General features: G+C 67.6%; 17 protein-coding genes. 6 read left to right on the top strand and 11 right to left on the bottom strand.

Annotated features, from left to right (window positions below; translation table 11 throughout):
* Positions 1 to 7 precede the first annotated feature (7 nt).
* The 9 genes from ftsW to VGR67_07940 all read right to left on the bottom strand — a co-directional run bounded on the left by ftsW (position 8) and on the right by VGR67_07940 (position 10,439).
* The gene (gene ftsW, locus VGR67_07980) at positions 8 to 1,096 is read right to left on the bottom strand and encodes a putative lipid II flippase FtsW (protein HEV8336335.1); all 1,089 of its coding nucleotides are present in this window, start codon (positions 1,094 to 1,096) and stop codon (positions 8 to 10) included.
* Positions 1,096 to 2,475: a UDP-N-acetylmuramoyl-L-alanine--D-glutamate ligase gene (gene murD / locus VGR67_07975; protein HEV8336334.1), complete on the bottom strand. Its 1,380-nt coding sequence runs from the start codon at positions 2,473 to 2,475 to the stop codon at positions 1,096 to 1,098. Before murD ends, ftsW begins: the two co-directional genes overlap by 1 nt.
* Positions 2,476 to 2,547: 72 nt before the next feature.
* Positions 2,548 to 3,633: a phospho-N-acetylmuramoyl-pentapeptide-transferase gene (mraY, locus tag VGR67_07970; protein HEV8336333.1), complete on the bottom strand. Its 1,086-nt coding sequence runs from the start codon at positions 3,631 to 3,633 to the stop codon at positions 2,548 to 2,550.
* On the bottom strand, positions 3,633 to 5,027 hold the full coding sequence (gene murF, locus VGR67_07965) for a UDP-N-acetylmuramoyl-tripeptide--D-alanyl-D-alanine ligase (GenBank protein ID HEV8336332.1): 1,395 nt from the start codon (positions 5,025 to 5,027) through the stop codon (positions 3,633 to 3,635). The genes mraY and murF overlap by 1 nt, the downstream gene beginning before the upstream one ends.
* A complete protein-coding gene (locus VGR67_07960) occupies positions 5,014 to 6,537 on the bottom strand; it encodes a UDP-N-acetylmuramoyl-L-alanyl-D-glutamate--2,6-diaminopimelate ligase (GenBank protein HEV8336331.1) in 1,524 nt (507 codons plus the stop codon). The genes murF and VGR67_07960 overlap by 14 nt, the downstream gene beginning before the upstream one ends.
* Positions 6,504 to 8,561: a penicillin-binding protein gene (locus tag VGR67_07955; GenBank protein ID HEV8336330.1), complete on the bottom strand. Its 2,058-nt coding sequence runs from the start codon at positions 8,559 to 8,561 to the stop codon at positions 6,504 to 6,506. Before VGR67_07955 ends, VGR67_07960 begins: the two co-directional genes overlap by 34 nt.
* A 13-nt stretch (positions 8,562 to 8,574) precedes the next feature.
* Complete coding sequence (locus tag VGR67_07950) at positions 8,575 to 8,985, bottom strand: cell division protein FtsL (protein HEV8336329.1); 411 nt, start codon at positions 8,983 to 8,985, stop codon at positions 8,575 to 8,577.
* Positions 8,982 to 9,986 carry a 16S rRNA (cytosine(1402)-N(4))-methyltransferase RsmH gene (gene rsmH / locus VGR67_07945; GenBank protein HEV8336328.1) on the bottom strand — a complete coding sequence of 335 codons (1,005 nt, stop codon included), beginning with the start codon at positions 9,984 to 9,986 and terminating at the stop codon, positions 8,982 to 8,984. The genes VGR67_07950 and rsmH overlap by 4 nt, the downstream gene beginning before the upstream one ends.
* 12 nt (positions 9,987 to 9,998) lie before the next feature.
* Complete coding sequence (locus VGR67_07940; protein ID HEV8336327.1) at positions 9,999 to 10,439, bottom strand: division/cell wall cluster transcriptional repressor MraZ; 441 nt, start codon at positions 10,437 to 10,439, stop codon at positions 9,999 to 10,001.
* 949 nt (positions 10,440 to 11,388) lie between these two features.
* Here VGR67_07940 and VGR67_07935 point away from each other — a divergent pair.
* Positions 11,389 to 14,022, top strand: a complete 2,634-nt coding sequence (locus VGR67_07935) for a pitrilysin family protein (protein ID HEV8336326.1) — start codon at positions 11,389 to 11,391, stop codon at positions 14,020 to 14,022.
* Positions 14,022 to 14,441, top strand: coding sequence for a CoA-binding protein (locus tag VGR67_07930; GenBank protein HEV8336325.1), 420 nt, complete (start codon positions 14,022 to 14,024; stop codon positions 14,439 to 14,441). Before VGR67_07935 ends, VGR67_07930 begins: the two co-directional genes overlap by 1 nt.
* A gap of 74 nt (positions 14,442 to 14,515) precedes the next feature.
* Here the strand turns inward: VGR67_07930 and VGR67_07925 are convergent, their stop codons facing one another.
* Both VGR67_07925 and VGR67_07920 read right to left on the bottom strand, forming a co-directional pair.
* Positions 14,516 to 16,141: an OmpA family protein gene (locus tag VGR67_07925; protein HEV8336324.1), complete on the bottom strand. Its 1,626-nt coding sequence runs from the start codon at positions 16,139 to 16,141 to the stop codon at positions 14,516 to 14,518.
* Between the two features lie 138 nt (positions 16,142 to 16,279).
* A complete protein-coding gene (locus VGR67_07920) occupies positions 16,280 to 17,725 on the bottom strand; it encodes a Xaa-Pro peptidase family protein (protein ID HEV8336323.1) in 1,446 nt (481 codons plus the stop codon).
* A 226-nt stretch (positions 17,726 to 17,951) separates the two neighbouring features.
* On the opposite strand from VGR67_07920, the gene VGR67_07915 reads away from it, so the two are divergent.
* From VGR67_07915 to VGR67_07900, 4 genes are read left to right on the top strand one after another with little or no spacing between them, the layout of a single operon-like run.
* Entirely contained in the window at positions 17,952 to 19,424 is a 1,473-nt protein-coding gene (locus VGR67_07915; GenBank protein ID HEV8336322.1) for an ATP-binding protein, read from the top strand.
* The gene (gene ligA / locus VGR67_07910) at positions 19,417 to 21,438 is read left to right on the top strand and encodes an NAD-dependent DNA ligase LigA (protein HEV8336321.1); all 2,022 of its coding nucleotides are present in this window, start codon (positions 19,417 to 19,419) and stop codon (positions 21,436 to 21,438) included. The genes VGR67_07915 and ligA overlap by 8 nt, the downstream gene beginning before the upstream one ends.
* Positions 21,435 to 22,424 (top strand): AI-2E family transporter, encoded by a 990-nt coding sequence (locus tag VGR67_07905; protein HEV8336320.1) that lies wholly within the window; start codon positions 21,435 to 21,437, stop codon positions 22,422 to 22,424. The genes ligA and VGR67_07905 overlap by 4 nt, the downstream gene beginning before the upstream one ends.
* The gene (locus VGR67_07900; GenBank protein ID HEV8336319.1) at positions 22,421 to 23,800 is read left to right on the top strand and encodes a sigma-54 dependent transcriptional regulator; all 1,380 of its coding nucleotides are present in this window, start codon (positions 22,421 to 22,423) and stop codon (positions 23,798 to 23,800) included. Before VGR67_07905 ends, VGR67_07900 begins: the two co-directional genes overlap by 4 nt.
* Positions 23,801 to 23,845 lie beyond the last annotated feature (45 nt).

Here is a 23,845-nt window from a genome sequence, read left to right as displayed (position 1 = left end):
CGCCACCTCAGTTGGAATGCTGGGAGATGTTCAAGATCACTCCCACCGAAAGCAGTCCGATCATCACCGAGGAGCCGCCGTACGAAATGAAGGGAAGCGGCAGCCCCTTGGTCGGAAGCAGCCCGAGGACCATCCCCATGTTGAGCGTCGCCTGCACCACCAAAAAAAGGGTCAGCCCCATCCCCAGGAGGTAGCCGAACCGGTCCGGCGCGCGCAGCGCGGCGCGGATTCCCCGCCAGAGCAGGAAGCCGAACACCAGGAGAACCAGGGAAGTCCCCAGCAGGCCGACCTCCTCGCCGATGACGGCGTAGATGAAGTCGGTGTGCGGCTCCGGCAGGAAGAAGAGCTTCTGCCGCCCCTCGCCCAGGTTGACCCCCTGGAGCCCGCCGCTGCCGAAGGAGAGCAGCGACTGGCGGATCTGGAATCCGGCGCCGAGCGGATCGTCCGAAGGATGCAGGAACGTCATCAGCCGCTGGACGCGGTAGTTCGCCTGGAAAATCATCACCACGAGCCCCACGAAGCCCAGGGCGCCGCCCGCGGCCAGGTAGCGCGTCTTCAATCCGGCGAGATAGAGAAGGAGGGCCGCGCAGAGACAGATCGAGGCGGCCGTGCCGAGATCGGGCTGCATATAGATGAGGAACGAGATCCCGCCGACGACCACGGCGCACGGCAGGAGCGTCCGCCGCAAATCGTTGATGTCCTCGGCCCGCCGGTCGAGGAAGGCCGCCAGGAACAGGACGAGGACCGGCTTCGCCAGCTCGGAGGGCTGGAACGAGAAGAGTCCCAGGGAGATCCAGCGGCGCACCGGCCCGGAAGGAGTGACCAGCGCCAGCATCAGCAGGCCCGAAACCGCGATCAGGGATCCCAGAATCAATCCCCGCGTCTTCAAGCGGCGGTAGTCGAAGTGCATCGCCCAGAGCATCAGGGCGAATCCCACCCCGAGCGCCGCCAGCTGCTTGCCGAGATAATGATAGGGCGACCCGTAGCGCTCCATCGAGAGCACCGCGGAGGCGGAGTAGATCATGACGATGCCGAGCAGCGACAGGACGACGGGAATCGCGAAGAGGAGCCGATCGAAGGCCAGCTTGCGCGACATCAGCGCCCCCCTCCCCGCGTCCCCGGCTTCCCGGCGAGGGCGAGCACCCGGTCTTTGAAATCGTCGCCCCGCTCCTCGAAGCTCCGGTAGGCGTCGAAGGAGGCGCAGCCGGGGGCCAGGAGAACCACCTGGCCGGCCGAGGCCATCTCCCGGGCCGCCGCGATCGCCTCCGCGAGGGAGACCACGACGCGGGAAGGGACCGGCTCTCCCACTTGGGCCCGAATCGAGTCGCGCGCCTTCCCCATGAAGACGACGCCCGCCGCGCGCTCGCGGATCAGGGGGACGAGCGAGGCGAAGTCCCCTCCCTTGTCCTTCCCTCCCAGAATCAGGATGACGCCGGAGGGGAAGCTCTCCAGCGACTTGGCGGTGGCGGCGACGTTCGTCGCCTTGGAGTCGTTGTAATAGCGCACCCCCTCGATCTCCGCGACGAGCTCGAGGCGATGCGGCAGGCCGCGGAACTCGCGGAGCGTGGCCGCCATCGTTCGGGGCTCGACCCCGCACAGACCCGCCGCGGCGACGGAAGCGAGCACGTTCTCCAGATTGTGGATTCCGACGAGGGGGACTTCGCCGGCCGGCATCACCTCGCGCGAGCGCCCGCCGGCGCGCAGCACGATCCGCCCCGACTCGACGCAGGCTCCGTCTTCGACGCTCTCCAGGCGGCTGAAATGACGGGTGCGGGCCGCGATCCTTCCCGTGAACGCGTTCGCTTCGGGATCGTCCCGGTTCAGCAGGGCCTGGTCCCCGTCCCGCTGGTTCTCGAAGATCCTCGCCTTGGCGGATAGGTAGTCGGCGTGGCTCGCGTAGCGGTCCTGATGATCGGGCGCGACGTTGAGGAGAACCGCCAAGTCGGGCCGGAAGGCCTCGATTCCCTCCAGCTGGAACGAGGAGAGCTCCAGGACGTAGTGGCGCGCGGGCGAGTCGGCCGCGACCTGGTCGATGAGCGGCGTTCCCAGGTTGCCGCACGCCACGGCGTCGACGCCGCCCTCAACGAGCAGCCGGGCGGTCAGGGTCGTCGTGGTGCTCTTCCCGTTCGTTCCCGTGATGCCGAGGATCTTCCCGGTGAGGAACCGCGAGGCGAACTCGATCTCACCCCAGACGGGGACGCCGGCGCCTCGCGCCGCCCGGAGGGCGGGAAGCCCGAGGGGAACGCCGGGGCTGACCAGGACCTGATCCGCCTCGGCGAACCGGGCTTCGTCGTGCCCTCCCAGCTCCAGGCGGGCCCCGCGCCGCCCGGCCTCCGCGACCTCCGGGCCGAGCCCTTCCGACCGGCTGTCACTGAGAGTCACTTCTCCTCCGCGCTCCAGCAGAAAGCGGGTCAGAGCCAGCCCGCTGACTCCCGCGCCCGCCACGACGAACCGCCGACCCGATATGCGCTCCATCTTCGTTCATCGACTCTCATCCCCGGCGGGGACTCGGGAGCCCTCCCGGACGGCCCGCGCGGGGCCGTTCCGCTAGCGCAGCTTGAGGGTCGAAAGGCTGACCAGGGCGAAGATGATGGCGAGGATCCAGAATCGGATGATCACCTTGGGCTCCGCCCAGCCGGCCAGCTCGAAATGATGGTGAAGGGGGGCCATCCGGAAAATCCGGCGTCCCCTCGCTTTGAACGAGATCACCTGCAGGATCACCGACACCGCCTCGAGGACGAACAGCCCGCCGACGAACACCAGGAGGATCTCCTGCTTGATGAGGACCGCCACGGTTCCCATGGCGCCTCCGAGCGCCATCGAGCCGACGTCCCCCATGAAGATCTCCGCGGGGTTGCAGTTGAACCAGAGGAAGCCGAGCGAGGCGCCGACGAGCGCCCCGCAAAAGACCGTCAGCTCGCCGCTTCCCTTGACGTTGATCACGCCCAGATAGGTCGCGGCGACGGCGTTGCCCGCGATGTAGGTCAGGATGGCGAAGGTCGCCGAGGCGATCAGGACGCTGCCGATCGCCAGCCCGTCCAGGCCGTCGGTGAGGTTCACCGCGTTGGCGGATCCGACGACGACCAGCATGATGAAGGGGACGTAGAACCATCCCAGATCCGGCATCCAGCGCTTGAAGAACGGGAAGGAGAACTGGGTCGTGAACATGTCGATCTCGGCGAGATGGATCAGGTACACGCCGATGAGAGCGGCGACCAGGATTTGCGCCGCCATCTTGCCTCGAACGCTCAGCCCGAGGGACCTCACCTTTCGCAGCTTGAGGTAGTCATCGAGGAATCCGATGACCCCGAAGGCGAGAGTGGACGCCACGGCGATCCACACGTATCGGTTGGTGAGGTCAGCCCAGAGAAGGGTGGGGAGCACGGCCGCGAGAATGATCAGCAGCCCCCCCATGGTCGGGGTGCCTTTCTTGGTGTGGTGGGTTTGAGGCCCCTCGGGTCTGATGTTCTGCCCTATCTGAAGATCCTTCAGCTTGCGGATCAGCCACGATCCGAGGCCGAAAGAGATCAGTAAAGCCGTCAGCGTCGCGAGCGCGGACCGGAACGTGATGTAGCGGAACACGTTGAAGACCGAGAAGTATTCATGCAGCGGGTAGAGGAGCCGGTAGAGCATCAGTCCTCCTCCGCGCCGAGGGAAGTGCGGAGCGCGTCGACGACGCGCTCCATGGCGATGCCGCGGGAGCCCTTCACCAGGATCAGGTCCCCCGGCCGCACGACGCCGGCCGTCCATGCCGCCGCCGCGGCGGAATCGTGGAAATGGCGGACTTCCGGCACTCCGGCCGCGCGGGCGCTCTCGGCGGCGAGCCGCGAGAGCGGCCCGACCGCGACGAACAGGGCGGCGCCGCTCTTCGCGACGTTTTCCCCCAGGGCGCGGTGGGCCTCGGCCTCCGAGGTTCCCAGCTCGAGCATGTCCCCGGCGGCCACGATTTTCCGGGAGGCCGGCATGGCGGCGAGCGTCTCGAGCGCCCGCTCCATCGCTCTCGGATTGCTGTTGTAGGTCTCGTCCAGGATCTGCACCGGCCCGCGAAGCCGCAGCAGCGCGCCGCGCATTGGCAGGGGCCGGGTGCGCGCCAGGCCCCGGCGGATCGCCTCGGGCCCCGCGCCCGCGGCATGGGCCGCCGCCGCGGCGGCCAGCGAGTTGGCCACGTGATGGCGCCCCGGAAAGGGGATCTCCACGTCCAGGTCGGCGCCCGCGCCGATCAATCGGAAGCGCGTGGAGCCGGGCGTCTCGTGGCGCAGCTCGGCGGCCCGGACTTCGGCGCGCTCCGTGAAGCCGAAGCCGATCTTCCGGCCGGGAAACGGCAGCGCGACCCGCGTCGCCTCGGCGTCGTCCGCGTTGTAGACGGCGGTCGCGTCCTCGCGCATGCCGCGGAACAGCTCCCCCTTGGCGTCGGCGATGGCGGCGAGGGACGGAAAGTGCTCGAGGTGGACGGGGTAGACGTTCGTCAGGACCCCCACGTCGGGATCGGCGATGGAGGCCAGGAGCTTCAGCTCGCCCGGATAGCTCATCCCCATCTCGAGAACCGCGGCCTGGTGGCCGGGCTCCATCTCGAGCAGGCAGAGCGGCAGCCCGAAGGTGTTGTTCAGGTTCCCGCGTGATTTGAGCGTGGGCATCGCCTCTTCCATCACCGCCGCGGTCATTTCCTTGGTCGTCGTCTTGCCCGTCGATCCGGTGATTCCGAGCACCTTCACCGCCTGGCGGTGCCGGATCCACCGCCCCAGATCCTGGAGGGCTCGGGTCGTGTCCGGCACCCGGATGATCGCCGCGTCGCCGGGGAAGTCCGTCACCCGGCCCCGCGCGATCACCACCCCGGCCGCCCCCTTGCCGAGCGCTTCCGGGACGAAGCGGTGGGCGTCGTGGTTCGGCCCCGCCAGGGCGAAGAACAGGTCGCCGCGCTTCAGCGTCCGCGTGTCGATGGAGTACGACTCCACCGTCGCCTCCGGATCGCCGCGCAGGAGCACGCCTTCCGTCCCGCGCGCCGCCTCGGCCAGGCTAAGGCGCGCCATGGCCGGAATTCGCCGGCACCCGGGTCCGGAGAATCTCGCGCGCCACTTCCCGATCGTCGAAGGGAACGGTCCGATCCCGGAGGATCTGATACGTCTCGTGACCCTTTCCCGCGATCAGGACCGCGTCCCCCCCGTCCGCCTCCATGAGCGCCGCCCGAATCGCTTCCCGCCGATCGGGGATGACCCGGTAGCGCTTTCGATCGGAAGTCACCTTGAGGATTCCCTTCTCGACCTCCGCCACGATGGCGAGCGGGTCCTCGGTGCGCGGATTGTCGGAAGTGAGGATCGCGAGATCGGCGAGCCGCGCCGCGGCCGCCCCCATGAGAGGCCGCTTCGTCCGGTCGCGATCGCCGCCGCAGCCGAAGACCACGATCAGCCGCCGGGGGCGGAGCTCGCGCACGGTCTTCAGCGTGCTGGTCAGGGCGTCGTCAGTGTGCGCGTAGTCGACGTAGACGGAAAACCGCTGCCCCGCCTCGACGCTCTCCAGACGGCCCGGGACTCCGGCCAGCGCCGCGACTCCGGCGGCGGCGTGCTCCGGCTTTGTGCCGAGCGCCGTGGTCGCGGCGACGGCGGCCGCGATGTTGCTCGCGTTCGGGCGGCCGAAAAGACGGCTTCTCAGCGGCAGCGCCGCGCCCGCCACGCTCAGCGTCATCTGGATCCCCTTCCAGTCCGGCTGGAAGGATTCGATCCGCACGTCGGCGCCTTCCCCGAATCCGTAGGTGACCGGCCGGCCGCGCGTGAGCGACAGGAAGTGCGAGGCGGCCGGATCGTCGGCGTTCACCACCGCGGGGTGCCCTTCCGGCAGGTCGCGGAAAAGCATCGACTTGGCTTCCCGGTAATGCTCCATGTCGCCGTGGAAGTCGAGATGATCCCGGGTCAGGTTCGTGAAGACCGCGGCGGCGAAGCGCAGGCCGGCGACGCGCTTGAGCGCGAGGGAGTGCGAGGAGACTTCCATCACGGCGTGGCGGCATCCTTCGCTCGCGGCCCGATCCAGGATGCGGCACAGGTCGACCGATTCGGGAGTCGTGCGCTCCGCGCGCATCTCCTCGCTCCCGATTCGATAGGCGAGCGTCCCCAGCGCGCATACTTTCTCTCCGGCGGCCTTGAGGATCGACTCCACCAGATGGACCACCGTGGTCTTCCCGTTGGTTCCGGTGACGCCGATCACCCCCGTTCGCTCGTCGGGGCGCGAATAGTAGTTGCGCGCCGCGATCGCCAGCGCCTCGCGGTCGTCCGGGACGCGCACCCAGGTGACCGGGGGAGGATCCGGCGCGGGACGGCTGGAGAGGATCGCGCACGCGCCGCGCTGCACCGCTTCGGGGATGAACTGACTGCCGTCCCGGACCTCCCCCGCGATGGCGGCGAAAAGATACCCCTCCTCCACTTTCCTCGAGTCGTAGGCGAGTCCGAGGACGGTCGGGTCGGCGGGGCCGGTAATGCGGTCCACCGCCACGTCTTCCAGGATGCGGGAGAGAATCAAGGCCGCTCCTCCGTCAGAGCCAGGCTGCATGCCTCTCCGGAACGGACTTCCGCGCCGGGTTCGGGACTCTGGCTTCCTACCAGCGGTCCGCGGCCGTTGATATGGGGTGTGAGCCCCATCTGGGCCAGCAGGATGGTGGCTTCCCGCAAGCTCATGCCGGAGAGGTCCGGCATTTCGGCCACCTCGTCGCTGCCGGAATCGCCGCCGGCACGCCCCCCGAGCTCCGGCGCGGCGAGAGGCAGGAAGCGCGCCGTCTGCTCGGCGCGCTTCGGGCGGCGCCTGGCGAGACCCCCGCGGGCCACGGAAGGCATCGCCTCCAGGCTCCGCAGCGAGGCTTGAATCTCCGCGCCGCGGTTCAGGATCACGCCTCCTTCGGCGGGCATCACGCCGAGATATTGGAGGGCGGGGAGGGCGATCCGGGCGAAGACGGGCGCGGCGATCTCGCCGCCGTGGAAGCCGTGGTGCGGCTCGTCCACGACGACGATGATGGCGAGCGCCGGATCGCGCGACGGAACGAAGCCCACGAACGAGGCGACGTACTTCCCCCGGCTGTAACGTCCCGTCTCGTCGATCTTCTGCGCGGTCCCTGTCTTGCCCGCCACGCCGTAGCCGGGAATCGCCGCGGCTTTGCCGGTGCCGTCGGTGACTACCTTCTCCAGGATGGAGGTCATGGCCGCCGCCGTGGCGGGCGAGATGATGCGCCGTCCCGGATCGGCGGAGCGCGCCGGCCGCGAGATCCCGCCGTCCTCGCCCACCAGGCCGGCGACGATCCACGGCCGGCGGAGAATCCCGCCGCTCGCCACCGCCGAGACCGCCGTGACCGATTGGAGCGGCGTGACCCCGACTTCCTGGCCGATCGCGAGGGACGCCTGCGACAGTCCCGACCAGCTCTCGGGGGGGCGCAGCAGGCCCCGCGTCTCTCCGGGAAGGTCGATGCCGGTCGATTCCCCGAAGCCGAAATCGGTGAGATGGCGGTAGAAGACCGAGGGGGGCATCATCAGCGCCAGCTTGATCGCTCCGACATTGCTCGATTTTTCGACGATCTGCTCGACCGTGAGATAGTCGAAGGGAAGGCGGTCCTCCTTGATCGTGAACTTGCCGATCTGGATGGCGCCGTGCTCGCAATAAAGGACCGTGGCCGGAGTGACCTTCTTCTCCTCCAGCGCCGCCCCCGCGGTCACGACCTTGAACGTGGACCCCGGCTCGTAGATCGCCCCGATCGCACGGTTGCGCCTCGACTCGTCCGAGTATTCGGAATAGACGTTCGGGTCGAAGGTGGGACGGTTCGCGAGCGCCAGGATCTCGCCGGTGTCGGGGCGGAGCACGATGGCGGTTCCGCCGCGGGCCTGGTGCTCGGCGACCGCGGCCTCGAGCTCCTTCTCGGCCAGGTGCTGGACCACCAGGTCCAGCGACAGGACGACTGAGCGCCCGGCCGTGGGGGGATGCTCGTTGGTCGTGAGCGCCCTTCCGCCCCGGCCGTCGCGGATTGTGGAGAGGCGTCCCGGCTTTCCCCGCACGTCCGCGTCGCGCGAGTACTCGATCCCGTCGAGCCCCTGGTTGTCGACTCCCGCGTATCCGAGGACGTGTGCCGCGAGCGGGCCGTTCGGATAGTACCGCTTGCTCTCCTTGACGAAGCCGATGCCCTTGATCTTCAGCGCTTCCACGGCGCGGCGCTGCGCCGGCGTGATCTTCCGCTGGACCCAGGCGAATCGCTTGCCGCTCTTGAGCTTCGCCCGGAGATCTTCGAACCGCACGCCCAGGACTCTCGAGAGGTTTCGCGCGGCGAGCGTGGGATTCGCGATCTGCGAAGGATCGGCGTACACGGAGTCGACGTCGACCGAAAGAGCCAGCTCCTTCCCGTTCCGGTCGTAGATGGGGCCGCGCTTCGGGTCGAGCGTGATCACCGCCTCCTGCTGCGAGCGCGCCACCGCCCGCAGGCGGGGGGCCTGGAGGACCTGCACCTGAATCAGGCGAAGCTGCACGCCGGCGAAGGCGAGGCCCAGCGCGCCGATCAGGATCGTCACGCGCTCCGGCATCTTTCCACGCTGCCACATGGAAGTGTCTCCCTTACCGTTCCGCCGCGGCCAGCCCGTCGACCGGATCCTTGCGGCGCGCCACGCTCGCGGGTGAGCCGTCGCCGCTGAGCCGAATCTTCACGGTGTTTTCCGGCGAGGGTGGCACGAGGCCGAGCCGTCCCGAGGCGACCTTTTCGATCCGCTTCAGGTTCAGCAGGGTGGCCCGTTCAAGCTTCAGCTTCCGGTTCCATTCCGTCAGGCGGCTTCTCTCCGTCCGCAGCTGCTCCACCTGGTAGCCGTAGCGGATGTACTCCACCTGCTGCCAGACGTAGAAGAGGACCGGCGCGAGGATGGCGGCGCAAATCCACACCACCCGCCGCAGGTCCCGGACGCGCGCCTGGTCCCGCTCCTTGACCAGGTGTTGATTCAGGACGACGCGGCGGGTCGAATCCTGGGATCTCACGAGCGCCCTCCCGCCGGCGCCGGATCCGGCAGCCGGCGCACCGCCCGCAGCCGGGCGCTGCGGGAGCGCGGATTCGCGCGGATCTCCTCCGTCCCGGGCCGCACCGCCCTTCGGGTGATCGACTCGACGAGGCCGGGGCGGCCGCAGGTGCATCGAGGAAAAGCGGGCGGGCAGACGCAGCGGGGCGAGAGCGACCGGAGCGTTTGCTTGACGATCCGGTCCTCCAGCGAGTGGAAGGAGATGAAGGCCGCCCGCCCGCCGGCCGCCAGGATCGAGCACGCTTCCCGCACGAATTCCTCGAGCCCTTCCAGCTCGCGGTTCACGGCGATTCTCACGGCCTGGAAGGTGCGCGTCGCGGGATGGATCCGCGCGCCGCCCCTCGCTCCCAGCGTCCGCTCGACCAGGCGCGCCAGGTCCAGCGTCGTGCGGACCCTCCGGCGCCGCCGCTCCTCCACGAGGGCCCGGGCGATTCGCCGGGCGGATCGTTCCTCGCCGAAGGTCCGCAGCAGCGTCGCGATCTCGTTCTCGCCGAGCTCGGCGAGGAGATCGGCCGCCGTCTTGCCCGAGGATCGGTCCATCCTCATGTCGAGCGGCGCATCGACCCGGAACGAGAATCCCCGATCGGCGGAGTCGATCTGGAACGAAGAGAAGCCCAGATCGGCGAGAAGGGCGTCCACCGAGCCGACTTTCTTCTCCGCCAGGACTCGCCGGAGATCGCGGTAGTCGGCGTGCACGGGCACGAACCGGTCGCCGAACTCCTCGAGATTCCGCGCGGCGATCTCGAGCGATTCGGCGTCGCGATCCAGGCCCAGCACGCGGCCGCGGTCTCCGATCGCCGCGAGCAGCGCCCGCGCGTGACCTCCCAACCCGACCGTGCAGTCCACGACGATCGCCCCGAGCCGCGGCGCCAGAAGGCTCACGGTCTCCCCGACCAGGACCGGCCGGTGCGAAATCCCTGCGGGGGGCGGCTCGGACATCACGGCGGCAACCTCGGCGATCATCGCGCTCCCGGATCAGATTTCGAACGACGCGAGGACGTTTTGATCCTCTTCGCTGACCGGCTCGGCTTCAAGCTTCGTCTTGATTCGATCGTGGTTCCAGACGTCCAGGTACCGCTGGTGTCCGAGCACGGCGACGTCTCCGGTGACGTCGGCCGACCGCCGGAGAAGCGGCTGGATGACGACCCGCCCCTGGGCGTCGAGGGTGCCGACCGAGCCGTAGTAGTTGACGCGGTTCAGGAAACGCTGGATGGTGGGATTCATCGAGGAGACCGCGGCGATTTTCTTTTCGATCTCGAGCCATATCGGCATCGGATAGATGCGCACGAACTCTCCGGAGATGCTCGTGATGAAGAGATCCTTGCCGTATTGCTGCTCGATGAGATTGCGGAAGGAGGTGGGGATCTTCAGGCGTCCCTTCTCGTCGATCTTCGCGGGGTGGTTGCCCCTGAGCATGCGCCCGTCCCCGATAGGAGAGCCAGCGAAGCTTCCGTTTCCCGTCGCGACCCGGAAGGATTGCTTTCCGGGGTCTATTCTTTACTCTCGGGGTGTTTTCCGCCGGAAGCAAAGGGAATGCGAGAACGATCTCCACTTAATTCCACTTTGTTCCACGGGAGCGCATGATATTGACTCGGGCGGGGGGTGTCAAGGCAAAAATAACAGACCTCCGACCGGAAGTCTTGAGGATGGAAGAACTAGCAGCAACGCAAAGCCTGAATTGCCGGTTTTACCGTATTCCTGGAGTTGATGCCTCGCTAACCCACAAGATAGTGTATAGCTTAGAAGCGGTCGAGCGGGCGGGCGCCGGCCAAATAAGCGGACGATTCACTGGCTGCGGGATGGGTCTCCTCGAGAAATCATCCAGGCGCTCCTTCGCCCGATTGGTCAAACGTCGGTATTCACGCTCGACAATGTAAGTGAAGTATAAAAATATAATCCACGACAGGCCTCCGTCATACCTCTTGTCGTAGGCTGTTTTCCCGCGGTTTCCTGATTCTTCAGCGCCGCCGGCCGCCGCGAATCGCGCGCCGATCCGCTTCCCCCGGAGGACGCTTTCGCGACTCCTCCCTCCCATCGGAATCCTCCGCTGCTCGGAGCCATTCCGTCATCCACCGCGCCGCGAGGCCTCTCGCGACCCCTGGCGATCGGCGGGCCGAGTTTGCGTGGCGCCCGGCGGGATGCGCGCCATGTTGCCAGTCTGCGCCTGCCACGCCGGGCTCGGAGGTGTGGCACGTCGGGCCGGGGCGAGGCGCGACCCAATCCGGCTGCCGTCGACATCGTCGGGTCTCGCCGATCGGATCGCCAATCTCGAAACGGCCGTTCAGCGACTGTGCTAGACTGATCGAGTTTTCCGCGCCTCGCCGCAAAGCCCGATTTCCAGAGCACCCACAGGAATGGAGATCCCGTGATCGACGCGAACCGGCGCCGTCTCACCGACGACGTCACCCGGGAAAGGCTTCCCAACGGGCTCACGATCCTCGTGAAGGAGAGCCACGCCGCGCCCGTGGTCGCCTTGAACGTGTGGGTGAAAGCGGGCTATTTCAACGAAGAAGACGACGAAGTCGGGATTGCCCACGTCATCGAGCACATGTTCTTCAAGGGGACGCCGAGCCGCCCCTCGCCCGATCAGATCGCCCGCGAGGTGAAGTCCCTCGGAGGCGAGCTGAACGCGGGGACCTACTACGATTTCACCCACTACTACTTCACGCTTCCCGCCGGCGCCTTCTCACAGGGGCTCGACATCCAGTCGGATGCCTTGATGAACCCGTTGATCGATCCGGCGGAGCTGTCCCGGGAGCTGGAAGCCATCATCCAGGAAGCCCGCCGGAAGATGGACAATCCCGGGGCGTTCGCCGCCGAGAAGCTCAACGAACTCGCGTTCCGCGTCCATCGGATCCGGCGCTGGCGGATCGGCCACGAAGAGATGCTGCGCGACTTCACGCGCGACAAGCTGATGGACTTCTACCGCCGCCACTATTGCGCCGAGAACGTGATCCTGTGCGTGGTCGGAGACGTGGAGACGCGCGACGTCCTGGACGCGGCCCGCCGGCGGCTGGGATCGATGCCGGCCCGTTCCGGAGCGCGTCGGTCCTCTCCCCCCGAGCCCCCGCAGGAGGACTTCCGGCACCGCGTCCTCAGCGGCGACATCAAGCGCGCCCATCTGTTCATCGGCTTTCGAACCGTCCCCCTCTTCGATCCCGACGATCTTCCGGTGCGGATCCTGGCCACCATCCTGGGGAAGGGAAGGAGCAGCCGGCTGTTCCAGGAGGTGAAGGAGAATCGCGGGCTCGTGGAGGGGATCGGCTCCGGCACGGAGGTTTTCGCCGATCTGGGGACCCTCACCGTCAGCGCCGAGCTCGAGCCGGGGCAGGTGCGGGACGCCGCGACGGCGATCCTGGGGGTGCTGGCGGGCATCGGCTCGCAGGGGCCCTTCCCCGAGGAGATCCTCAAGGCGCGCAGCGCCGTCGAGAGCCAGTACTACCTGGCCCAGAGCGACGTCACGGGCGTCTCCTCGAATCTGGCCTATTACGAATCGCTGGGGGATTATCACCTGGCGGACGAGTTCGTCCGGAAGCTGCAGGAGGTGACGCCGGAGGCCGTCCTGAGAGCCGCGCGCTCCTACCTCGTCCCGGGCCGGGCCTCTTTCCTCGCCTACGTGCCCGAAACCGATGCCTCCTACGCCCTCGACGAAGCGGAAATCCGCAGGCGGTTCCTGACTCCGGCCCAAGACGTCGCGCTCCCGAGCCCGGCGCAGCTTCCGGAAGCGATCCGCCGCCCGCCCGCTCCGTCGGCTTTCTCGCGCGCCGCGCGCGAGCCGGTGCGCCTCTCGCTTCCGGGCGGCGCGACCCTGCTGGTCGAGGAGAACCCCCGCCTGCCCGTGGCGAACGTCGTCGTCCTGTTCCGGGGAGGCCGATCGCAGGAGACGCCGCAGAATACCGGGATCTCCCGGCTGACCCTCGCGACGATGGCCAAGGGCACGCCGCTCCGGGACGCGCATCGAATCGCCATCGAGATCGAATCCTTCGGCTGCAGCCTGGAGCGGGTGTTCGACGACGACTATCTCGGCTTCTCGATCGGAATCCTCTCCCGTTTCCTTCCCGGCGGCCTCGACCTTCTCCTCGACGTGATGCGCAATCCCGGCTTTCCGGTCACGGAGCTGGAGCGGGAGCGCAAAGTCCAATTGGCGGCGATCGAGGCGCTGCAGGATCAATCGATGGGTTACGCCCTGAACCTCTTCCGTGAGGCGGCCTACGCCGGGCATCCGTACGCCCTCCCCGCCTACGGCGCCGCCGGCGTGCTGGCCGGGTTGAGCCGGGAGGATCTGCTGCGCTGGCATCGCCGGACTTTCCGGCCGGATCAGATGGTGGTGGCGGTGGCCGGAGATCTGGCGGCCGAATCGGTTCGGGAGATGGTCGCCGAGAAAATGGCGGGCTGGCGCGCCGACGGGGACGCGCCCGGAGATCGGGAATTCGTGGCGCCGCCGGCCGGGATCGTCCGGCGGATTGAGACGCGGAAGCGCACCCAGACTTTCCAGATCCTCGGATTCCCCGCGTGCGACCTGCGATCCGAAGAGAAGTATCCTCTCGACCTCCTCCAGAACGTCGTGTCGGGGCTCGGGGGAGTCTTCTTCGAGGCCATTCGCGGAAAGCGCGGCCTGGCGTACGTCGTGGCGGCGATGAACTTCGCCAAAAGGCTCGGCGGATCCTTCGTCGTCTACCTGGGAACGTCGCCGGACAAAGAAGACGAGGCGCGGGAGATCCTGCTCGAGGAGGTGAACCGGATCCGTTCAGAGGGGCTGAAGCCCGAGGAGATCGCCAGAGCGCGGGCGTTCACGCTGGGCACCTACCCGATGCTTCTCCAGACCAATCTCGCCCGCGCCCTCTCGTATGCGGCCGCCGAGCTGCAGGAAAAGGGGATGGAGGAGGTGGCCGCCTATCCGTCGCGCATCCGCGCCGTCACGGACGAGGCGGTGACCGAAGCCGCCCGCCGATTCCTGACGCCCGATCGCTACGCGCTGGGGATCCTCCGAGGCGTGTGATGGAACCCCCCGGGCCTCGCGAGGTTCTTCTCGGCTTCCGCACCTTCGCCGTCGTGGGTCTCTCGCCCAAGCCGCACCGCGACTCCCACCTCGTCGCCCGATTCCTCCAGGAGCACGGTTACCGGGTGATTCCCGTGTATCCTGGAGCGGACCGGATCCTCGGCGAGCGCTGCTACTCCTCCCTGCTCGAGATTCCCGAGAAGGTCGACGTCGTGGACCTCTTCCGGCGAAGCGAGGCGGTGCCGCCGTTCGTGGACGAAGCCATCACGATCGGCGCCCGCGTCGTCTGGATGCAGCTCGGAGTCCGCCACGAAGCCGCGGCCGAGAAGGCGCGGCAGGCCGGCCTGACCGTCATCATGGATCGCTGCCCCGTCATCGAGTACCGAAAGCACTTCGGAACCGCCTCGCGTCCGCGATAGGGCACGATCCTTCCGTCACAAGAAAGCACGGCCGGCGAAACGCCGGCCGTGCTTCGCGACTCGGATCGACTTGGTCAGGGCTTTTCGGGAGCCGGTTTGGGTTGCAGAGGATTCTCCTCCGCCGGCTTCTCCGGAGCGGGGAGGGCCGCGGCGGGCGGCGGGTAGGAAGAGAGCGGCGGATGAATCGTCTCGTCGCCGCCCAGCTTCTTCAGCTCCACGCGCCGGTTCAAGGCCTGCCCTTCGGGGGTGTTGTTGTCAGCCACCGGGTTCGACGAACCGTAGCCTTTGACGTCGAGCCTCGACGCGTTGATCCCCTTGCCGACGAGGTAGGTTCTCACGGCTTTCGCCCGGTCGAGCGACAGCGCCTTGTTCACGGCGTCGGGGCCGCGATTGTCGGTGTAGCCGCCGATCTCCACCCGGACGTCAGACCAGTATAGCAGCGCTTCCGCGGCCTGATCGAGCGACTTCGACGCCTCGGGCTCGAGGACGGCCCTGCCGGACTTGAACGTCACTCTCTCCAGGATGACGAGCGTGAGCTTGTCCAGGCGCGGGGTGGGGCAGCCCTTGTCGTCCAGGGTCCACCAGCCGGGCGTATCGGGGCACTCGTCGAGTCCATCGAACACCTTGTCGCCGTCGGAGTCGAGCGGGCACCCTTGCTTGTCGACGACCACCCCCTTGGGAGACTTCGGGCACTGGTCGATACCGTCGGGAACGAGATCCTTGTCCTCGTCGAGGGGGCATCCCTTGGCGTCGACCTTGGCCCCGAACGGCGTGTCGGGGCAATCGTCCAGCCCGTCGAAGATCCCGTCGCCGTCGCCGTCCAACGGGCAGCCGGCCGCGTCCACCTTGGCGCCCTTCGGCGTGTCAGCGCACTTGTCGCTGCCGTCGGGGACGCCGTCGGCGTCGACGTCGGTCGGGCAACCCTTCTCGTCCACCGGCCACTTCTCGGGAGTGTCCGCGCATTGATCGATGCCGTCGTACACTCCGTCCTTGTCCTGATCGTGGGGACAGCCGTGTCGATCGACGATCGCGCCCTTGGGTGTGTCGACGCACCGGTCGTGGATGTCGCTGATCCCGTCTCCGTCCTTGTCGGAGGGCGCGGCCCCGCCGAAGATCCCGACGAGTCCGGCGGTCACCACCTTGTTCCAGTAGATTTCGTTGATGGCGTACTCGATCGAGCCTTCCATCCGGGCGGCGAGATAGTCGGTGAAGAAGAAGCGGACCCCGGCGCCCAGATCGAGCGTCGTGCCTCCCTTGGCCCCGGCCGGGACCCAGGAGTCACGGAGCTTGAGGTCGTGATGCCCGGCGCCGATGAAGACCAGCGGCTTCCAGTGCCGCCAGTCGTTGGAGAAATTTCCCACGACCCGCAGGTTGTAGGAGGTGACCTTGGCGGTGAAGTCGGGCGTGAAGGTGAAGCTCGAGGGAGGGTGCTCGGCGAGCAGCGTGCTGGTCGGTTGCTGGAGGTGGCTCGCGTCGGAGAGGGCGTAGGTCACCTCGAATTCGAGGCCCGGCGTGAGGTTGTAGCCGACCCGAACGCCGTAGGTGAAGGCGTTCTCGATCTTCAGCTCGTTCGCGTAGAAGTTCGCTCCGGCGAAGTAACCGACCTCCCAGGAATTGTCCCGCGCCTGCGCGAACGCGGCCGGCGCCGCGGCGACCGCGACCAGGAGGATGACCGCGCCCCACACCGCCTTCCGGATCATCACGCGCTCCTCATCTGATTTCCCGCCGGACGCAAAAAAACCCGAAGGCGCTGCGCCGGCCACAAAGGCCCTGGACCATCCGTTCAGCTTGCTGGTTGTTTAGGAGCGCGCGAAATCTAGCACACGGAAAACTTCAAGTCAACGAGTCGCGGACTTTAACCCTTCCAGCCTCTGCATTTCCACCGCGCCCGGCTCGCGCGGAGCGCAGTCGCTGAGAACCTCGGCGCCCCGCCGCGTGACCAGCACGTCGTCCTCGATCCGGATCCCGATCTGCTTCTCCGGGAGATAGATCCCCGGCTCGACGGTGAGGACCATCCCCGCCTGCAGCGCCGCCGACGTGTCGCCTGCGTCGTGCACGTCCAGGCCGAGAAAATGGCTCGTGCCGTGGATGAAGTACGGCCCGTATCCCGCCTCCTCGATGACCCGGCGCGCCGTCTTGTCGATGTCGGAAAAGGGGACGCCGGGCCGGATGGCGGCGATCGCCGCCTTCTGGGCCTTCAGGACGATGTCGTAGATCTTCCGCTGCTCCTCGCTGAACCGGCCGCTCACGGGGATCGTCCGGGTCACGTCGGCCGTGTACCTGCCGTATTCGGCCCCCACGTCCATCAGGAGGAGGTCCCCTTCGCGGAGAGTTCCCGCGCTGGCGTCGTAGTGCAGGATGCAGGAGTTCGGGCCGGACCCGACGATCGAGGGATATCCCGGCCGGCGGGCGCCCTCGGAGGTGAAGCGATACTCGACGAGGGCCTGGACCTCGAACTCGGCCATCCCCGATCGGGCCTGCTTCAGCGCGTCGCGCTGCGCCTGGCAGGTGATCTCGATGGCCCGCCGCAGGAGCTGCAGCTCGGCGGGGGATTTGACCGCCCGCATCCGGGCGAGCGCCGGAGCGGGATCCTTGAGGGTCAGGAGCGGGAACTCCTCCCGAATCTCCTTCACGAACGCGAGATCCGCCGTCAGCGGGGCCCCCGGCCTTCCCGGCGCGACCAGATGGAAAAAAACCTGGGCGTCCGCCAGGAACCGGGCCAGATGGGAGGCAAAGTCGGCCCGGCTCTCCACGGGCCCGCGCGGATAGCGGCGGGGCGGAAAATCCCCTTCCGGGATCCGCTCGAACCCGGTCCGTCGCATCGCCTCGCGGCGCTCGTCATCGGGTTGAAGCGTCTCTTTGACAAGTCCTCCCGCCCCCGGCCGCGGGCCGGTCCAGCGCTCCTGCCGGAAGTCCCTCCCCGGCAGGTAGAAGAACTCCGCGTAGCGGCCGGGCGCGGCGGGTCCTTTCTTCGCGGCGCCGGAAGCCGGCCGATCGAAGAGAAGGACCAGGGAGCTGTCGGGGATCTCCGTCCCCGTCAGGTAGTAGAGGTTGCTCTCCTGACGATAGGAGGACTCGCTCTCGGGCGCCGCATCGAGCACCAGAGCTCCGGAATCGCCCGGGGCAAGCTCTTGGCGCAGGGCCTCGGCCAGCGCCTCCCGGCGCGCGCGATACTCTTGGGGGGCGTTCCCGTCCGGACGCTGCGGGAGCGTCCAGGCCGCGCCCGAGAGGCACCCGACGATCAGCGCCGGCAGGATCAGGTTCTTCCGAAGGCGGAGCTCCATGGGCCCTTCCGCGCTGGATTGGAATCGAAGCGACAAAGGCCGCTACCTTAGCACAGCCGTCGGCGTGCGAGCAAAGGCCTCTTCGCGACCGTCAAAAGCCAATCTATCTCCGTGTAACTCAAGGCTTTCTCCGGATCGGGACTTTTTGACGGCGGCGGGGGCGTCTGCTATCATCATGCACCAACGGTGAGTCGTTCCTCCAAACCTCCCATCGGGTATCAGTCGGATGGCCAGCGCGCCTGAGAATCGATCCCGATCGACGTTCCGCCGCAGCTTTCTGATTTCGGCCGGAATCTTCGTCGTGCTGGTCCTTTCGACCATCGCCGTGGTCGCCCACCTCATCTTTCAGGACTTGAGCCGGCAGGAGATCACGCGGAACCTGAAAAACACCCTGAACGAAGTGAAGAAGCAGTGGTCCGAGGAAGAGGCGAAGCGCAGCCAGGCCCCCGCGACTCCCGATTCCAGGGACTTGGGGGAGACGGCGCTGCCGGCCCCCGCGCCGATCGAGCCCCCGCCCGCTTCCCCGCAGACCCGCAAGTTTCTGCTCACGGTTCGCGGCATCCGCGAGACGACCACGATCCGGGATGCCTCCGGCAAGGTGGTGGGCCAGACTCAGACCATCCGCATCCTGCGCCGCATCCGCCCGGTCGACGCCGCGGAGATCGCGAGCGACCGTCCCGTCGAAGAGGAATGGGACATGGGCGACAAGAAGCAGAAGGTGGTCGCGCTCCACGGGCCGGTGGACCCGACGGGCGAGACCTACGCCGAAGTGGGAATTCCCGTCGATCAGATGGAGGAGACGATCCGTCCCTTGCGGCGATCGCTGATCACCAAGACCCTGGTCGGCGCGGCGGCGACGCTGATCATCCTCGGCTTCGCGTTCGCCTACGTCCTCCGGCTGGTCCAGCGGACCCGGACGCTGGAGTCGGAAGCCCAGATGGCGGAGCGGCGCGCGCACGTGGCGACCCTGGCCCGCGAAATGGCGCACGAGATCCGGAACCCGCTGAACGCCATGTCGATGAACCTGGAGATGCTGGAGGAGGATCTCACGGCGCGCATGGGCGGGACGGCCGGCGACATCGCTCCCTTCCTGACCGGCATCAAGAGCGAGATCGGCCGGCTCAAGGATCTCGCCGAGAACTTCCTTTCCTACGCACGGCCCCCCCAGCTCAATCCCGACGGGCGCGATCTCAATCGCTTCCTCGAGGAGATCTGCGTCTTCCTCCAGCCGGAAGCCGAGGCGCGCGGCATCACGCTTTCCCGCGATCTCGATCCAGTCCTGCCCTCGGTCGAGTTCGACTCCGCGCAGCTCCGCCAGGCCGTCCTGAACATCCTGAGCAACGCCCAGCAGGTCGTGCCTCCCGGAGGGGAGATCGCGGTGCAGACGCGCGTGAGCGCCGGCGGCGAGATCCGGATTTCGATCCGCGACTCGGGGCCCGGCATGCCTCCGGACGTCCTCGAGAACATCTTCCAGCCCTTCTACTCCCACCGCGAGGGAGGGACGGGTCTCGGGCTGCCGATTGCCCGCCGGGTGGTCGAGGCCCACGGCGGCCGGATCGAGGTGGAGAGCGAGCCGGGCCGCGGGACGACTTTCCACATCTATCTTCCCCGCAGCCTCCCGGCCGCCGCGCCGCGCCTCGAGGACTCGGCGGCGGCCTGGCCGGCGGCCGACAGCGCCGACGCCCTGCGCCGTGCCTGAAGATTCTCCCGCGAAGAAGCGCGTCGAAGAGCTGCGCGAGTTGATCTGGAGCCATCGCAAGCGCTACTACGTCGACAACGACCCCGTCATCAGCGACTCCGAGTACGACGCCCTGGAGCGGGAGCTTCTCGACCTGGAGGAAGCCCACCCGGAATGGGTGACCGTCGATTCGCCGACCCGGCGGGTCGGCGCGGCCCCGATCGCCTTCCTTCCCACGCTGCGTCACGCCCGCCCGATGCTTAGCCTCGACAACACCTATTCGCTGGAGGAGCTCCGGGAGTGGGAGGAGCGCCTTCGCCGCCAGCTCGGGGACCGGGCGCCGGCCCGGCTGTCCTTTTCGTGCGAGCCGAAAATCGACGGCGTCAGCTTGTCCGTGGTGTACGAGCGCGGCCTCCTCGTCCGGGCCGTGACGCGCGGCGACGGCTTCGAGGGCGAGGAGGTCACCGCCGGCGTCCGCACGATTCGCAGCCTTCTCTTCCGGCTGCCGCGTCCGATCGAATACCTGGAGGTCCGGGGCGAGGTCCATCTTCCCCTGGAGGAGTTCTCCCGGATCAACCGCCAGCGCGAGGAGCGGGGCGAGAGCGTCTTCGCCAATCCGCGCAACGCCGCCGCCGGAGCGATCCGCCTCCTCGATCCGCGCCTCACTGCCGAGAGGCGGCTCGACCTGTTCGTCTGGCAAGTGGCGGAGATTCGCGGAGAAACGATGCCCGCGTCGCATTCCGATTGCCTGGACCTGGCCCGGGGCCTGGGCCTCAAGGTGAACCGTCACCACCGGCGCGCGGTCGGGCTCGAAGAGGTCGAGCGCTACTGCCGCGAGATGCAGGAGAAGCGGGACAGCCTCGATTACGAGGTGGACGGCTGCGTGATCAAGGTCGATGCGCTCGAGCTGCAGCAGCTCGCCGGACAGACGGCGCGGGCTCCCCGGTGGGCGGTCGCCTACAAATTCCCCGCGCGCCAGGCCACCACGAAGGTCCTCGCCATCGAAGTCAACGTCGGCAGGACGGGGGCGGTCACCCCGACCGCCCTGCTCGAGCCGGTGCCGCTCGGAGGGGTCACGATCTCCCGCTGCACGCTGCACAACGAGGAGGAGCTGCGCCGCAAGGACGTGAACCTCGGGGACATCGTCCTGATCGAGCGCGGGGGGGACGTGATCCCGAAGATCGTGAAAGTCACCCTCAAAGCCGACCCTCCTCCGGAGAGGCCGTTCCGATGGCCCGAGGACTGCCCGGTGTGCGGCAGCAAGCTCGCGAAGGAAGCGGAAGAGGTCATCTCGCGCTGCCCGAACGTGTCGTGCCCGGCGCGGCTCCGCGAGTCTCTGCTACACTTCGCGTCCCGTCGGGCCATGGACATCGAAGGGCTGGGCGAAGCGCTGGTCGATCAGCTTCTCGCCCGGAAGATGGTGGCGGATTTCGCCGATCTCTATCACCTGGAGCGCGGAGCGCTCGCCGCGATGGATCGGATGGCCGACAAGTCGGCGGCGAATCTCCTCGAGCAGATCGGGCAGTCCCGGGATCGGGATCTATCCCGCGTCATCCACGCTCTCGGGATACGCTTCGTCGGGGAGAAAACCGCCGATCTGCTCGCCGACGCTTTCCCCGACGTCGAGGATCTGATGGAAGCGACCGAAGAGGATCTCCAGCGCGTCCAGGAAATCGGGCCGCGGGTGGCGGCGGCCATCCGGCAGTTCTTCCAGGAGTCCCGGAACCGGGACCTGATTCGCCGGCTCCGGGAAGCGGGCGTCCGCATGCCTCATGTGCCGCCCCCCCGGGTCGGAGGGGCGTTCGCCGGCAAGACGTTCGTCCTGACGGGTACGCTTCCCGGCCTCACGCGTGAGGAGGCCGCCCGGATCATCACCTCGCGGGGAGGAAAGGTCGCCTCCTCGGTCTCGAGAAAGACTTCCTATGTCGTCGCCGGCGAAGAGGCGGGCGCGAAGCTGGCCAAGGCGCGATCCCTGGAGATCCCGATCCTCGACGAGCAGGACCTCCGGAATCTCGCGGAGAAGGAGACGCGATGAAAGCCGATCCGAGCCGACTGGCCGCCCTGGCGATGGTGGTCTTCCTCGCGACGCTGCTCGTGGTGGGGCTGAAGCCCTATCTGAACTTCATCCTGGCGGCCCTGGTGTTCGGGCCGTTGTTCCGCCCGGTCCATCTCCGGATCCTCCGCCGCCTGAAGCGCCCTTCCCTCGCGGCGATCCTCACGCTCGCCGTCATCGTGGCCCTGGTCATCTTGCCGCTGGCGGGCTTGGGGACCATGGCCTTCCAGGAGGCCAAGACGATCGCGGACCAGTATCGGAACCTGCCGCCCGAGGCTCGCGACATGATGCTGTTCGGGAAGAAGATCCCGGAGCTGTTGCGGACGGGGGCGGAGCGGATCACCGCCTGGGTCCAATCGTCGCTCGGTTCGATCTTTTCCGAGACGATCCGGATGGTGGTCGGGTTCTTCATCATGTTCTACCTGATCTACTACCTCCTGCTGGAGCAAGAATCGCTCGGGCGCGTGACCACCGAGCTCCTCCCGTTCCAAGAGAAGAACTCAAAGCGTCTGATCGAGGAGTTCAATCGGATGACGCGCGGCTTCGTCATCGGCCAGGGGATCACCGCGGCCCTTCAGGGGGCGCTCGGCGGCATCGGCTTCTTGATCTTCGGATTTCCGGGAGCCTTCCTCTGGGGACTGGTCATGGGCATTCTCTCGCTGGTCCCGGTCCTCGGGGCTTTTCTCATCTGGATCCCGGCGGGCATCCTGCAGATCGCCGGCGGGTCGACGTTCTCCGGCGTCGGGATCCTCGCGTGGGGAGCCCTCGTCGTGAGCACCGCCGACAATTTCATCCGGCCGGTCCTGATGAAGAACATGATCGGCGTCCATCCCGTGATCACCCTCCTCGGCGTCTTCGCCGGCCTGTCCCTCTTTGGCTTGATCGGCATCGTCATCGGGCCGCTCCTCTTCGCGATGGTCCTCGAGACCGCCCGGATGTTCTACCGGGAGCAGCAGGAGCCCGCATGAGCGCCACGGGAAGAATCCTCCTCGTCGAGGACCACGCGCCCTCCCGGGAGATCATGAAGAAGGCCCTGGAGAAAGTCGGCCATTCGGTGGCCGACTTCGTCTCCGGGCGGGACGCCGTCGCCTACCTGTGCCAGGGCCACGAGGTGGACGTGATCGTCACCGACCTCATGATGCCCGGCATGGACGGCATGGAGGTCCTGCGCGAGATCAAGGGGATCGATCCCGGTCTGGGGGTCCTCCTGATCACGGGCCATGGGACCGTCGAAACGGCCGTGGAGGCCATGAAGGCCGGGGCCGACGACTTCATGCAGAAGCCGGTGAACACCGTCGAGCTCCGGAAGCGCGTCGAGGCGGCGATCCAGAAGCGCCGGCTGCTGCGCGAGGTGGAGGAGCTGCGCGGCCGGCTCGACGAGAAGTTCCGGCTCGGAAACATCCTCGGAAAATCGAAGGCGATGAGGCAGCTGTTCGATCAGATCCAGCTCGTCGCCCCGACGCGCAGCAGCGTCCTGATCACCGGCGAGAGCGGCACCGGCAAGGAGCTGATCGCCAACGCCATCCACCAGAACTCGCCCCGGCGGAACGAGCGTTTCCTTCCGGTGAACTGCGCCGCCATCCCCGCCGAGATCCTGGAGAGCGAGATGTTCGGCCACGAGAAGGGCTCGTTCACCGGAGCCGTCGGCCGCAAGATCGGCAAGTTCGAGCTGGCGGACCGCGGCACGCTGCTCCTCGACGAAGTGGGAGAAATCCCGCCGGACATCCAGGTGAAGCTCCTGCGCGTGCTCGAGGACCGCTCCTTCATGCGGGTCGGAGGCCCGGAGAACCTCACCGTGGACGTCCGCATCCTCGCCGCCACGAACGCTTCGCTCGAGCAGAGGGTGTCGGAAGGGAAGTTCCGGCCGGACCTCTATTACCGCCTCAAGGTGGTGACCCTCCACATCCCGCCGCTGCGCGAGCGCCCGGAGGACATCCCCCTGCTCGTGAGCCACTTCCTGGACCAGTTCAAGCGCGAGAACGGGCGCGAGGATCTCTCCCTTTCCCCGGCGGCGCTGCGCGGTCTGGTGGGGTCGCGCTGGGAGGGGAACGTCCGCGAGCTGCGGAACCTGATCGAGTCGCTGGTCGTCATGGCGACCCGCCCGGTGATCGACGTCTGGGACCTTCCCGAGGCCTACCGGCACGCGGCTCCGCAGGAACCGGCGGCGGCCTCCGGCGCATCCCCCTCCGGGCCCGGCACCACGATGGAGGAGATCGAGCGCGAAGCGATCCTGCGGACCCTCAAGGAAACGGAGGGAAACCGGACGCGCGCCGCGGAAATCCTCGGGATCGGCCTGCGGACCCTCCAGAGAAAGCTCAAGGAATACGGCGAGCCGGGAGAATGACGCCCGAACGAAGCCATTTTGACGCTGCTCCGCGCTCCGGATTCC

The sequence above is a fragment of the Candidatus Polarisedimenticolia bacterium genome, assembly GCA_036004685.1.
In the GTDB taxonomy this organism is placed as follows: Bacteria; Acidobacteriota; Polarisedimenticolia; order Gp22-AA2; family AA152; genus DASYRE01.
This window is presented reverse-complemented; position numbering and strand designations above follow the sequence as displayed.

Coding starts and splice junctions, on each gene's coding strand:
- ftsW (HEV8336335.1), bottom strand. CDS start 1,096: ATGTCGCGCAAGCTGGCCTTCGATCGGCTCCTCTTCGCGATTCCCGTC.
- murD (HEV8336334.1), bottom strand. CDS start 2,475: ATGGAGCGCATATCGGGTCGGCGGTTCGTCGTGGCGGGCGCGGGAGTC.
- mraY (HEV8336333.1), bottom strand. CDS start 3,633: ATGCTCTACCGGCTCCTCTACCCGCTGCATGAATACTTCTCGGTCTTC.
- murF (HEV8336332.1), bottom strand. CDS start 5,027: ATGGCGCGCCTTAGCCTGGCCGAGGCGGCGCGCGGGACGGAAGGCGTG.
- VGR67_07960 (HEV8336331.1), bottom strand. CDS start 6,537: ATGCAGCCTGGCTCTGACGGAGGAGCGGCCTTGATTCTCTCCCGCATC.
- VGR67_07955 (HEV8336330.1), bottom strand. CDS start 8,561: ATGTGGCAGCGTGGAAAGATGCCGGAGCGCGTGACGATCCTGATCGGC.
- rsmH (HEV8336328.1), bottom strand. CDS start 9,986: ATGATCGCCGAGGTTGCCGCCGTGATGTCCGAGCCGCCCCCCGCAGGG.
- VGR67_07940 (HEV8336327.1), bottom strand. CDS start 10,439: ATGCTCAGGGGCAACCACCCCGCGAAGATCGACGAGAAGGGACGCCTG.
- VGR67_07930 (HEV8336325.1), top strand. CDS start 14,022: ATGGAACCCCCCGGGCCTCGCGAGGTTCTTCTCGGCTTCCGCACCTTC.
- VGR67_07925 (HEV8336324.1), bottom strand. CDS start 16,141: ATGATCCGGAAGGCGGTGTGGGGCGCGGTCATCCTCCTGGTCGCGGTC.
- VGR67_07920 (HEV8336323.1), bottom strand. CDS start 17,725: ATGGAGCTCCGCCTTCGGAAGAACCTGATCCTGCCGGCGCTGATCGTC.
- VGR67_07915 (HEV8336322.1), top strand. CDS start 17,952: ATGGCCAGCGCGCCTGAGAATCGATCCCGATCGACGTTCCGCCGCAGC.
- VGR67_07905 (HEV8336320.1), top strand. CDS start 21,435: ATGAAAGCCGATCCGAGCCGACTGGCCGCCCTGGCGATGGTGGTCTTC.
- VGR67_07900 (HEV8336319.1), top strand. CDS start 22,421: ATGAGCGCCACGGGAAGAATCCTCCTCGTCGAGGACCACGCGCCCTCC.